The sequence below is a fragment of the Candidatus Persebacteraceae bacterium Df01 genome, from assembly GCA_030386295.1.
Classification (GTDB): Bacteria; Pseudomonadota; Gammaproteobacteria; order Tethybacterales; family Persebacteraceae; genus Doriopsillibacter; species Doriopsillibacter californiensis.
The window spans coordinates 39,873-52,627 of record JANQAO010000005.1 but is presented as its reverse complement, the minus strand read 5'-3'; the positions used below and the strand labels follow the sequence as shown (position 1 = coordinate 52,627).

Annotated in this window: 10 protein-coding genes; 9 read left to right on the top strand and 1 reads right to left on the bottom strand. The window is 47.9% G+C overall.

What is annotated here, in order from left to right:
• The 7 genes from NQX30_07670 to mnmE all read left to right on the top strand — a co-directional run.
• Window positions 1-1,142: AAA family ATPase (locus NQX30_07670; GenBank protein ID MDM5148234.1), on the top strand; the 1,142-nt coding region annotated here is incomplete at its 5' end.
• Window positions 1,139-2,188 (top strand): hypothetical protein, encoded by a 1,050-nt coding sequence (locus NQX30_07665; GenBank protein ID MDM5148233.1) that lies wholly within the window; start codon window positions 1,139-1,141, stop codon window positions 2,186-2,188. The genes NQX30_07670 and NQX30_07665, both read left to right, overlap by 4 nt.
• A 5-nt stretch (window positions 2,189-2,193) precedes the next feature.
• Window positions 2,194-4,539: an NAD-dependent DNA ligase LigA gene (ligA, locus tag NQX30_07660; GenBank protein MDM5148232.1), complete on the top strand. Its 2,346-nt coding sequence runs from the start codon at window positions 2,194-2,196 to the stop codon at window positions 4,537-4,539.
• A gap of 142 nt (window positions 4,540-4,681) precedes the next feature.
• Entirely contained in the window at window positions 4,682-4,816 is a 135-nt protein-coding gene (rpmH, locus tag NQX30_07655; GenBank protein ID MDM5148231.1) for a 50S ribosomal protein L34, read from the top strand.
• Window positions 4,813-5,178, top strand: a complete 366-nt coding sequence (gene rnpA, locus NQX30_07650; GenBank protein ID MDM5148230.1) for a ribonuclease P protein component — start codon at window positions 4,813-4,815, stop codon at window positions 5,176-5,178. Before rpmH ends, rnpA begins: the two co-directional genes overlap by 4 nt.
• The gene (gene yidC, locus NQX30_07645; protein ID MDM5148229.1) at window positions 5,171-6,850 is read left to right on the top strand and encodes a membrane protein insertase YidC; all 1,680 of its coding nucleotides are present in this window, start codon (window positions 5,171-5,173) and stop codon (window positions 6,848-6,850) included. The genes rnpA and yidC overlap by 8 nt, the downstream gene beginning before the upstream one ends.
• On the top strand, window positions 6,795-8,135 hold the full coding sequence (gene mnmE / locus NQX30_07640) for a tRNA uridine-5-carboxymethylaminomethyl(34) synthesis GTPase MnmE (protein ID MDM5148228.1): 1,341 nt from the start codon (window positions 6,795-6,797) through the stop codon (window positions 8,133-8,135). The genes yidC and mnmE overlap by 56 nt, the downstream gene beginning before the upstream one ends.
• Window positions 8,136-8,195: 60 nt before the next feature.
• Here the strand turns inward: mnmE and NQX30_07635 are convergent, their stop codons facing one another.
• Window positions 8,196-9,359 carry a PatB family C-S lyase gene (locus NQX30_07635; protein MDM5148227.1) on the bottom strand — a complete coding sequence of 388 codons (1,164 nt, stop codon included), beginning with the start codon at window positions 9,357-9,359 and terminating at the stop codon, window positions 8,196-8,198.
• Window positions 9,360-9,392: 33 nt separating this feature from the next.
• On the opposite strand from NQX30_07635, the gene glmU reads away from it, so the two are divergent.
• Window positions 9,393-10,793: a bifunctional UDP-N-acetylglucosamine diphosphorylase/glucosamine-1-phosphate N-acetyltransferase GlmU gene (gene glmU, locus NQX30_07630; GenBank protein ID MDM5148226.1), complete on the top strand. Its 1,401-nt coding sequence runs from the start codon at window positions 9,393-9,395 to the stop codon at window positions 10,791-10,793.
• Window positions 10,793-12,604 carry a glutamine--fructose-6-phosphate transaminase (isomerizing) gene (gene glmS / locus NQX30_07625; GenBank protein MDM5148225.1) on the top strand — a complete coding sequence of 604 codons (1,812 nt, stop codon included), beginning with the start codon at window positions 10,793-10,795 and terminating at the stop codon, window positions 12,602-12,604. The genes glmU and glmS overlap by 1 nt, the downstream gene beginning before the upstream one ends.
• The last annotated feature ends 151 nt before the right edge of the window (window positions 12,605-12,755 follow it).

Sequence of the window (12,755 nt, the reverse complement as noted above, 5' to 3'; positions counted from 1 at the left end):
CAGCATTAGAAAAATGCCGCAGTGATTTTCATCATCTTGCCGTAGCACGACGCGAACTACACGTGCGCGAAGAAAATCTTAAACAACGAGGAACGGCATTGGAACTACGAGAAGAGGAATGGCGTCGCCGCCGCGATACATTGCAAGTTCGGGGACGACAAAATGAGAATGACATTGCTGGCATGGATGAAACAACGCTAGCTTCAACAGCACAGCAGCGGGAAGCACAAGCGGTAGCGGCAGAAAAAGCAAGGCAACAGGTAAACACAGAAGTCGCAGAGTGGGAGCAACGTATCACCACTGCCACGAACAAGCGCGAACAACACTTTACTGATTTACAAAAATTACAAGAAAATCACGCCGCTTTGCAGGTAGCAGAAAAAGAAGCCGCCATACAGATGGAAGGACTAAATAATGCATTGGAAGAATTTTCGGTAAACGAAGAACGGTTAGAAGCATTACGTGAGAAAAAAGTTGATGCCGCTGAGCATCGTGCTGAAATTGAGCAACTGCTTAATAAACGCAAACGCTTAGGGGCAATTAATTTCGCGGCTGACAACGAATTATCAGAAACCTCTGAACAATTAGATAAACTACAGCACGAACGAGAAGATGTGGAAACCGCCATGACCGAATTACAAACCATCATTCGCCGCTTGGATTCTGAAACGCGCACTCGCCTGCGCGACATGTATGATTCAGTTAATCAGCGTTTTGCGGCACTGTTTCAAAATTTAATTGGCGGCGGCGAAGCAATGCTAGCGATGGAGGGAGATTCTATTCTGGACGCCGGTTTTGAAATTCGCGCTCGTCTTCCCGGCAAACGTTTATTTCCAGTACGCATGCTATCTGGCGGCGAAAAATCGGCAACGGCACTCGCATTCGTATTTGCGTTGATGCAAAAAACGCTACCTCCGTTTTGTATTATGGATGAAGTAGACGCAGCATTGGATGACTCGCGCGTAGAATCATTTGTGTCACTGTTGCGTGAATTATCCGCCGATTTTCAATGCATAGTCATTACTCACAACAAAAATACCATTGAAGCGATGGATGCGCTTATCGGCGTAACACAAGAAGAAAAAGGCGTTTCCAAAGTTGTGTCAGTTCAATTGGATGAAGCGCTGAGGCACGCAATGTGACTTGGGAATATTGGTTATTTTTAGTGATTGCTGCTGCGGCTTTAGGCGCAATATTTTTTTTCACGCTGAGTCAAAACGCACGACGGCGACCACCAGTGCGTCACGACACCGCAAAAGAACCAACTTTTGCCGAGCGAGACAACAAACTCAAAAATCAGGATACTGATAAAAAACCGCCACCTTCACCAACTCAAACACCGAGTGAACAAGGCACCCTGCCAATAGAGCCTTTTGAAATACCCACATTGCCGGAACCAACCGAAGACATGTTGCCGGCAGACATGTGCTACGACATTCGGTTTTTCGGCAAAAAGCCACTTACCGCCTCTGTTTTTTCACCGTTACTAGAGCAGTTGAAAAAAAATGGTATTAATGTAGGACGATTGTTAGGCTTTGATGTAGCGGCGGATGGATGGCGACACACACCCGACATGCCGTGTCCACATTGGATTGTCGCTTTGCCGTTAGCTGACCGCGGTGGCGCTATTAATCAAGCAACAATTCGCCTTATCGAATCGATAGCACGCCCGTTTGCACAAAAAATTAATTTACATCCGGTATTCCCACCCGCTGCCGCCGCTATTAAAAATGCCGCACTGATAGACAATTTTTGTACCACCGTAGACATGTTTATTGAACTACGACTCGTAGGCGAACCACAGCAACACGCACGCATTGATGAAGTCATGCGCATTAATGGCATGGTAAAAGAGAGCGATCGCGACTATCTGTGCCGTGTGGAAAGCGAAAATTTATTTCGCGCTAAACTGATGCCGACACCAGCAGGTGGTGGTGGGCGGCAAACGCTAATTTTTGAATTAGACGCACCGAATGTTTGCGATCCGTCGCGTGCTTATGAGGAAATGTTGCGTCGCATTCGGCGTGTTGCACAAGTAATCAATATGCGCTTGACTGATCCTAAAGGTATTGATGTGGATGACACGCGCATACACACGATGAATCGGCAACTGGCATTGTTAACGTCACAAATGCGTGAATTTGGCGTTGAGCCGGGCGGCTCTCTGGCGCGACTAATTTTCTCATAAAAACAATGACAACAGACGCCAAGCAGCGGATTATGGCGTTGCGGCAGCGCATTGAATCCGCCAACCACGAATATTACGAAAACGATGCTCCCTCTCTAACCGACTCGGCATACGATTCACTGGTATCGGAATTGCACGAAATAGAAGCAATGCACCCAGAATTAGCCACCATCAATCCTCCACTGTTTGCATCGGTAAATTCGCCAACGCAAACGGTAGGTGGTAAGCGGGCGGCACGTTTTGCACCGTATTCTCATCCAACACCGATGCGATCACTCGCCAATGCATTTAGTCACGAAGAAGCACATCATTTTTTCAGCCGTATGATGGAATGGAGCGACGCTCGCGTGACATATGCAGCAGAATTAAAACTAGACGGAGTCGCTTTGAATGCCGTGTATGTTGGCGGCACGCTAAAAGCGGCGGCAACACGCGGAGACGGAGAAACTGGCGAAGACGTATTGAGCAACGCCAAAACCATCACTAATTTACCGCATTTTTTAGATGATGCTCCGGCGCACTTGCAGGTGCGTGGAGAAGTAGTAATGACTTACGATGACTTTGCTACATTAAATATGCACCAAAGTAAAACAGATAGTAAGATATTTGCTAATCCGCGTAATGCTGCAGCGGGTAGCTTGCGGCAGCTAGACAGCGGCATTACGGCGGCACGCCCCTTACGTTTTTATGCTCACGGCGTAGTGGCGGAAAATTCGCCACTTTTTCCCACTGCCCACAGTGCCGCATTGGACTGGCTGAAAGTAAGAGGTTTTTCCGTTGCTGAACCACGCCTGCGAACAAAAGACGTAGATGGTCTATTGAATTACCATGAAAAAGTCCAGGCGCTTCGTGCCAAACTACCCTTTAGTGTAGACGGAGTAGTTTATAAAGTAGACGATTTTTCCTTACAGAAAAAGATTGGCTATGTATCACGGGCACCACGGTTCGCCGTAGCACACAAATTTTCCGCAGAATTAGCGCTCACTCACGTTCAGGCTATTGAAATACAGGTGGGCAGAAGCGGTGTATTAACGCCAGTGGCACGGCTGGCGCCGGTAACAGTGGGCGGCGTAGTGGTTGCCAACGCGACATTACACAACATGGATATAGTGCGAGAAAAAAATGTTCGTGTTGGTGATACGGTTGAAGTGCGCCGTGCTGGCGATGTAATTCCAGAAATTGTGTGCGTGAAAAAATCTGGTGGCACAGCAGCATGGCAGCCGCCACTAGTATGCCCATCCTGTGAACAAGCAGTGCATACAAATGGAAAATTTTTGCGTTGTGTTAATGTGGCGTGTCCGGAACGACGGCGCGGACAATTGATACATTTTGTTTCGCGGAACGCGCTAGATATAGAAGGAGTAGGCGGCGTGCTATTGGAAAAATTATTTGCCGCCGGTTTGGTACAGATGCCATCTGATTTATTTGCGCTTGAAAAAAAAGATTTGCTAACTCTAGAATTAATTGCAGAACAGTCGGCAACTAACATTTTAGCCGCCATTGAGCGCGGTAAGCAAACAACGCTACCACGATTGTTAATTGCGCTAGGTATTCCAGCAGTGGGTGAGGCAGCAGCGGTACGGCTGGCTGACTTTTTCGGTTCTTTGCAAGCACTGCGGCGCGCACCGTTAGAGGCGTTTGCTTTTGTAACCGATATTGGTACCGAAACAGCAGCAGGCATTCGTGATTTTTTTACCGAGTCAGCGAATATTGAGGAAATAAAACAACTACAGGCAGTGGGAGTCGTCTGGCCTGAACGCAATTCGCCAGGCAGTGAGCAAAAACGCACTTTAATGGCATTTTTAACCACCATGCGTTCTCTCAAAACGGTAATGCCAGAAAATACATTGCATCTAATTGACAACAACCTGCCTTTGCACGGTTTGGGAAAAAATGGCACAAAAAAACTGGTTCAGACTTTTGCCGATTTGCCAGCGCTAGCGACAGCAGATGAAGCCGCATTAACGATAGCACTAGACGGCAATGCTGCCCTGGCACAGCGAGTTCGAATGTTTTTTACTGTGCCGCATTATCGACAATTATTGGATTTTTTGAATGACTTAGGCTTTGTCTGGGGACACAAAGAAACGCCAAAGCTACGACTCTCTGGCAAAACGTTTGTGCTGACCGGAACCTTGTCACAACCGCGGTCAGTGGTCAAACAACGTATAGAAAAATTAGGCGGCGTTGTTACTGGTAGCGTATCGGCGCGAACAACTTATTTGTTGGCAGGAGACAATGCGGGAAGCAAACGAGCAGCGGCAGAAAAATTTCAAGTAACAATATTAACTGAAACAGATTTTGAGCAACTGCTTTGGACGACAGACGAAGAACCGCCCACACTACTTTAAGTTTAAAATACTTGATAAATTTTATTAATTCAGCTTTCTAGCTCTAACTCCAAATAGCAATCCTCTCTCCTACCAATAGACACTCCCTTATGTACCCACTTAAATAAATTATGCTAGAATCCGACTTTTCGATTAATTCCTCATGAAACGAACTTTTCAGCCGTCTATTATTCGCCGCAAGCGCACCCATGGCTTTCGCGCCCGTATGGCAACCCGTAGTGGTCGCGCCATCATAAACGCCCGCCGCAGCAAAGGGCGCAAACGACTGGCAGCTTGACCTTGCCCGCTAGCGGCGCTTTTCTTTCGCATCGGGCGCAGTTTAAGCGAACCGCGTATAGAGGCAAAAAAATCACCGGAAATTTCTGGCTTCTCCGTTTTATCGTCAATAATGCCCCTGCAGCACGCCTTGGAGTTGTCATCGGCAAACGCCATATCAATCTTGCCACCCGCCGTAATCGTCTACGCCGTACTGTACGAGAAGGGTTTCGCCAACGTTGGCAATCAACCCTACCATCAATAGATATTTTTGCTCAATTAATCTCCAAACACAAACCCGCAACACTTTCTCTCACCGATGACACACTAGCACGCGATGAGTTTTTTCAATTACTTGCCAAGATAACACAAAAACATGAATGATGCCTTTCGCCTGGCTTGCATCGGGCTACTCTTTTTTTCTATATTCGTACTCTTTCAGCGGTGGCAAGAATGGCCACAAAACGCTACTGACGGATCACTTCAAACATCTTCCGCACCGCTACAGCAAACCGACGTTCCCAGCAATTCAACAGGTGCTGATAACGCATTACCAACTCCAACCCAATCGCTGACCAACAACGATAATGAATCTTTACCAGAGGTGGTAGTAAAAGCGCAAACCGGCAATATCATTCGTGTGCAAACCGACTGGTTAGAAGCCGACATCAGCGAAAATGGCGGTGCCCTTGTAAGCCTCCACCTCAAAAAACATTTGAACGACAATGGTGGCTTTTATCCGTTACTAGAAGACGGCACCCGCCGACAAATTGCGCAAAATGGATTAATCGGTGTTGAAAACGCCCCCAATCACTATTCCACCTACACGGTTATCGGCGGTGACAACTTCACGCTAGCCGACGGCGCCGAGAAACTAACCGTAAGCTTAGTCGCACAAAGCGGTAATTTACAATTGATTAAAAAATACATATTCAGTCGTAGCGACTACTTAATCAGTGTCGCTTTAGAGGCGCACAACACAGGCGCAGAAACTGTATCTCCATACGGCTATTTTCAAATTGCTCACAACGGTCAACTCAATACCAAACAGTCATCATTGCTACCGACATTTTTTGGTGCTGCCATCTATACCGACGCCACCAAGTTTGACAAAATTTCCTTTGAAGATATTGGTTCAGACACCTTTCCAAAGAAAAGTACCGACGGTTGGATTGGCATAATACAACATTATTTTGCCGCCGTCTGGCTGCCTGACGCTGGTGAGCGCGAGTACTTTATGAGTGCCAATACTGATAACGGTGTACGCCGTGTGGGCGTCATCGCTCCCTTTGGTGCCCTAGCAGCAGGAGAAAGTAAAACAGTTGGAGCGCGTCTATTTGCCGGCGCACAGGAGCAAGACATACTGAACGCACTGGACGAAAACAGTTCTGCACCGGGGCTACATTTGGTAGTAGATTATGGCTGGCTTACTTTTATTGCCGTATTGTTATTTAAATTATTAACGTTAATTGAGAATTTTGTCGGCAATTGGGGAGTGGCAATTATTTTACTCACATTTTTTATCAAGCTGATGTTTTATCCACTGTCCTCAGTATCTTATCGCTCCATTGCACGGATGAAGGAACTATCGCCGCGCATTAAAAATTTACAAGAACGTTATAAAGACGACAAACAACAGCAACAACAAGCGATGATGGCGCTTTACCGAGAGAAAAAAATCAATCCCTTCGGTGGTTGCCTTCCTATTTTGATGCAAATCCCAGTTTTTATCGCGCTATACTGGGTGATTCTTGGCAGTGTAGAACTGCGTCAAGCTCCGTTTATTTTGTGGATTGATGACCTATCAAAGGCCGACCCTTATTTCATTTTTCCGCTGCTGATGGGCGGCTCAATGTTTCTGCAAATGCGCATGTCACCGACACCTCCCGATCCAACACAGGCCATGATAATTAAAGTCATGCCGATTTTCTTTACTATATTTAGTTTATTCTTTCCGTCTGGGTTAGTGCTGTACTGGCTGGTCAACAATCTGCTGTCCATTGCCCAGCAGTGGCACATTACCCGCTCTACTACCGGCGGTGCAGGCAACAAATGAATTAATCGCGGCAACAGCCACTCCGCCGGGTATTGGTGGAGTAAGCGTGATTCGAATCAGTGGTAGCGACATGGCCGCTTTCGCAAAAAAAATTCTCTCTATTAGTACCCTACCACCACCCAGAGTCGCAACGCGGACGGCATTTGTTAACAGCAACCATCAGCCATTGGATGACGGTATTTGCCTATATTTCCAAGCACCGCACTCTTTCACGGGTCAAGATGTATTAGAACTACACGGACACGGTGGATCAGCGGTGGTACGCAGTGTGTTAACGCGCTGCCTAGAGTTGGGCGCGCGATTAGCTGAACCCGGTGAATTTACTTTGCGCGCACATTTAAACGGCAAGCTTGATTTGGCACAAGCAGAAGCACTGGCCGATTTAATCAACGCTAACAGCGCCGCTGCCGCTCGTGCCGCAGTTCACTCATTGAGTGGCGACTTTTCAAAGCGAGCACAGGGACTATCTGAAAAATTGGCAAAATTACGCGCTGACATGGAGGCACTAATGGATTTTGCTGATGAAGAAATCAGTACAAACGAAGCGCCTACACATCGTTTAGCTGAATTATTGGAAGATGCAAGCAATTTTCTTGAGCAGTGCGAGCAAGGCACACGCTTATCTACAGGTATGACGGCAGCGATTATCGGACATCCGAATGCAGGTAAGTCATCCTTGCTCAACCAGCTATGCAGAGAAAACGCGGCGATTGTTACTTCTATACCTGGCACCACACGCGATCCTGTTTTTCGTGACATTGAGGCCAACGGCCTGACGTTACGTATAGTAGATACTGCTGGATTGCGCGATAGCACTAACGTTATTGAACGAGAAGGTATTACCCGCGCCCATGCAGAAGCGGAAAAAGCCGATTTAGTGCTACTGATAGATGACGGCAAGGGCGTGCCAGAAATCACTGTTTCAGGCACATTGCTGAGGGTACGCAACAAAATTGATTTGGATGAAATGCTTCCCGGTGTGCGTGACGGTGTTGTTTATCTGTCAGCAAAAACCGGCACCGGTATTGAGGCATTGCGCACCGAAATTGCTCGCATTGGCAGCATAACTGAAGTTTCAGCGCCTTTTTCAGCACGCATTCGCCACGTTGATGCCTTACGGCAATCGGTCGCTCATTTACGACAATCACATGCCAATGCCGCACAAATGGAAGTCGCCGCCGCATGGTTGGCAAGTGCCCAGCGAACGCTTGAATCACTCACTGGTGCTTTTGATGATGAAGATTTGTTAGGAGAAATTTTTTCTCGCTTTTGCGTGGGGAAATAACCTAGCAGAAAACCAACTATAACCGCTATCGTTTCATATCGCATTCAGAGAGATGTTTTTTTACCGTTGCGCTACTGTTAGGCGGTGTATCATTTTCTCCAGCAATGCCTGCGAACAACCAAAATTAAGCCGCATATAATCGCTATCACCAAAGTCGGCGCCGGCTGACATGCCGATCCCTGCCGATTCAAAATGGGTAGGCGGATTGCTTGAGCCCAACTCGCTTACATTTAGCCATGCTAAATAAGTAGACGCTAAATGTTTCATGTGAATATTTGGCATATCAGCAATAGCATTAGCTAATTGATCTCGGTTGGTGCGTAACTGTTTGATAACGGCAGACAGCCAATCACCGCATTCACTCCACGCTGCCTCCGCCGCAGCCAATCCAAAAGGATTTAAATGCCCGATAACCTTCCCCGCCAGTGCGTGGCAAAATCTCGCTCGCAAATTATCATCAGGAATAACCGCCACAGCAAAATTCAGACCCGCTATGTTAAATGCTTTACTCGGACTTTGTAACGTGATGGCCATGCGAGCAATGTCAGGAGAAAGAGACGCCACACACACATGCTTTTTATCTTCATCCAAAATTAAATCGGCATGCACTTCATCCGCGCACAACAACAGGTTACGGCGCAAACAAAACTCACCTAATGCCTCCAATTCACTGGTCTCATAGACTTTACCGTTGGGGTTGTGTGGATTGCACAATTGCACCAATTTTGTCTGCGGTGTAAGTGCCGCTTCTAGTTTAGCTACCGGCAGGCGCCAAGCAGTGCCATCCCATTCCATCGCCACGTCCACTCGTGTGGCACCAGCCATAGCCGGTGCGCGGCGAAATACATGATAAATCGGTGAAGGCGTCAAAATATCAGCCGGTCCTTCATCTGCTGCCAAACGGCAAACAGCGTGAATTGCCGCACCCAAACCAGGTAAACACACCAACCATTCAGGACGCACCTCCCACTGCCAGCGAAAAGCAAAATAATCTGCAGCAGTACGCCTCAATTGAGGAAGAACATCAGCATAACCAAAGACTCCGTGCCGTAAGCGCACAGCTAATGCTTCCAAAATAGCCGGCGCAGCAGGATAATCCATATCGGCCACCCAAGCTGGAATAATATCTTGACCTTCGTATCTCCGCCATTTATGACTGTCGCTATCTTGCCGTGGTGGAAGCGATTCAAAATCGGTTGAGGAAATTACATTGTCAGTTTTCATTGCCGTATTTTATAACACGGGTAAAATGCACATATGTCGCTGCCTTGTGACATTGTTATTCTTGCCGCCGGACGCGGCAGCCGCCTACCGGGTGACGTTCCCAAACCACTGCTTCCATTGGCAGGAGAACCTCTTATCGGTCATGTGCTTCGCGCCGCCGCCACACTCAGACCACGCCGTACAGTAATAGTTACTGCGGCAAAATCCGATGCGCTCAAAGCTTTTGCTCAAACCGTCTGCCCACAAGCAGAATTTGTTACTCAACATCCGCCACACGGTACTGCCGATGCCGCTCGTTGCGGCATTAACACGCTAGATGATGATGGTGCAACGCTAATCTTGTGTGCCGACACACCGCTACTAGAAGCAGCGACATTACGTAAACTGCATACTAAAGCATCGGGACTGGCGTTAATGGCTTTTCATGCACACAATCCGCAAGGGTATGGAAGGGTTTTGAGGAAAAACGGCAACATTATCGGCATTGTTGAAGAAAAAGATGCTTCACCGACAGTGCGCAAAATTACGGAAGTATTTGCCGGTGCGCTGGCTGCGCCAACTATCTGGCTAAAACAAACATTGCGCCGTGTAAGGGATAACAATGCCGCCGGAGAACGCTATTTAACTGATCTAGCAGCGTTGGCAGCCAAACAAACGCTACCGATTACCGCTGTGCCGACTAATGAATATGAAGCAGCAGGGGTAAATACAGCAATGGATTTGGCAGCAGCAGAAACCATGTTACGGCAACGACGCACAACGGCATTACTAACGCGTGGCGCACTTTTAATTGATCCTTTGCGTGTGGACGTGCGTGGTCAAGTACGTGCTGCTGCTGGCACCATCATAGATGTCAATGTGGTGTTGATAGGAAAAATCACACTCGGTCACGGTTGTTATATCGGCGCTCACAGTGTACTTACCGATTGCGCTATCGGGGCTGGCACTGTTATTGAACCTTTTTGCCACCTTCATGGCGCCCGCATCGGCACCAATTGTACTATCGGTCCTTATGCCCGCATTCGTCCCAACACTGCACTAGCAACAAAAGTTCACGTTGGCAATTTTGTTGAAATAAAGAACAGCCATCTGGCCGCTGGCACCAAAGCTGGTCACCTATCCTATTTGGGTGACAGCGATATTGGAAATGAGGTAAATATTGGTGCTGGCGTGATTACCTGCAACTATGACGGTAAACGTAAACACCGCACTGTTATCGGCAACAATGCTTTTATTGGTTCAGATACGCAATTAATTGCACCAGTACGGATTGGCAAAGGGGCTTTTGTTGCCGCTGGCACCACAGTTACCAAAGATGCGCCGACCAATCATCTCACCATGGCTCGCCTTCCACAGCAAAGTCGTCCTTTGAGAAAAACACAGACCGTAAAAAAGTCAAAGAAGAAAAAACAATTCACTGAGGGACACAACTAATGTGCGGCATTGTCGGCGCCTGCAGAGCGGATAACGGAGTACGGCAGATATTGTTGCGCGGATTAACTACGCTGGAATATCGCGGTTATGATTCCGCCGGTCTCGCTTTTGTCGGTGACAAGAATGTGCAACGATTAGCGGTTGCCGGACGCGTGGCAAAACTACGACAGATCACCAAAATCACCGATGGCAGCACTGGCATCGGTCACACCCGCTGGGCAACTCATGGCGCACCAGATGAGCATAATGCACACCCTATTGCTGTTGGACAAGTTGCATTGGCACACAACGGTATTATTGAAAATCATGCTGAATTGCGGCGTGAGCTTACCGATGCCGGACGCGTTTTTCACACCGACACCGATAGTGAAGTAGCGGCACATCTACTAGATATGGCATTAGCTGATGGCGATGATTTTCTCACTGCCATGAGACGCACAGCGGCAAAATTGCACGGTGCCTATGCGTTAGTAGCAGTGGCAGCAGGAAACAACAGCATCGCTTTTGCGCGGGACGGTTCGCCACTCATGGCGGGAACGGATAACAAAAACGGATTTTTTGTGGCTTCCGATGCGCAAGCACTAAATGGTATTGCCCACCGTGCTCTGTATGTAGAAGATCGCCATTGTGGTTTGATTTCTACCGCAGGAATAACGCTAGTTACCACTGATGGAGAAACCGCCGCACAAAACTGGCAGCCATTGCCATCAGGCTCCGAAACGGTTTTGCTGGGTGAACATCGCCACTTTATGGAAAAAGAAATTTTTGAACAGCCAGACGCCATTGCCGCTGCCTTGCAACATCATCTTCCCAAACACCAGCTGTCGTTGCGCCATTTTGGCAACGGTGCAACTTCATTATTCAAGCGCACGCGACAAGTCGTTATCATCGCTTGTGGCACCAGCTATCATGCTGCACTCATTGCAACTTATTGGCTACGCAACTTTGGCATACCCTGCCGCGCAGCCATTGCCAGCGAGTACCGTTATTGCCCCGATAAACTAGCAGCCGGCGTGCTGGCGGTAGGCGTCTCCCAATCAGGAGAAACCGCAGATACACTGTCAGCCATGCGCACCGCAAAATCCGCCGGGGCCACCACAGTTGCTTTGGTCAACGTTCCACACAGCGCTATGGCACGCGAAGCCGACTTACTTATGCTCGCTTGCGCTGGTACCGAAATCGGTGTCGCCGCCACCAAAAGTTTTACTGCCCAATTGACACAACTTTTAATATTAACGCTGGCACTGACCAAAGCGCGCAATGTTTTAGCACCAGCACAAGAAGAAGATACTCTTATGCAATTGCGCCAGTTGCCTTATCTAATGCGACGGGCGTTACTCATAGAAGACGATATTCGCCGCTGGGCACGTGTTTTTGCCGGCGCCGATAGCGCTTTATTTATTGGTCGCCACACCCACTATCCGCTGGCACTGGAGGGAGCTCTCAAGTTAAAAGAAATTTCCTACATTCACGCCGAAGGGTGCGCTGCTGGTGAGCTCAAACACGGCACACTGGCATTAGTTGACAAACGCGTACCAATAGTTGGGCTGGCACCAGATAATGAATTGTTACCCAAAATCACTTCTAATTTAGCTGAAGTTGCGGCACGAGACGGACGACTGTTTGTGTTGGCTGGTGAAAAGTTTGACATGCCAGCAACCGATACATTGCGCTTACAAGATGGTGGTAATTTTCTGTCGCCCTTGATATATGCCGTTCCGCTACAACTGCTCGCCTACCATACCGCCCTACAAAAGGGCACCGATATTGACAAACCGCGCAATCTCGCTAAATCAGTGACGGTTGAATAATTTCGAACGGTGATTATTTTTCTGAGAATTGGCAACAGTATCTCTGTTTTTCAGTACAATTCTCTACAAATAGTCTGATCTATTCTCGCAACCGTCACGTTTGAACAGAATCCCAACAAGAGGTTCATGACCAAATTAAATCCCTCCAAGA

Bases quoted from the DNA above. Each gene is read 5' to 3' on its own strand.
- rpmH (MDM5148231.1), top strand. From the start codon at position 4,682: ATGAAACGAACTTTTCAGCCGTCTATTATTCGCCGCAAGCGCACCCAT.
- yidC (MDM5148229.1), top strand. From the start codon at position 5,171: ATGAATGATGCCTTTCGCCTGGCTTGCATCGGGCTACTCTTTTTTTCT.
- glmU (MDM5148226.1), top strand. From the start codon at position 9,393: ATGTCGCTGCCTTGTGACATTGTTATTCTTGCCGCCGGACGCGGCAGC.
- NQX30_07635 (MDM5148227.1), bottom strand. From the start codon at position 9,359: ATGAAAACTGACAATGTAATTTCCTCAACCGATTTTGAATCGCTTCCA.
- ligA (MDM5148232.1), top strand. From the start codon at position 2,194: ATGACAACAGACGCCAAGCAGCGGATTATGGCGTTGCGGCAGCGCATT.
- glmS (MDM5148225.1), top strand. From the start codon at position 10,793: ATGTGCGGCATTGTCGGCGCCTGCAGAGCGGATAACGGAGTACGGCAG.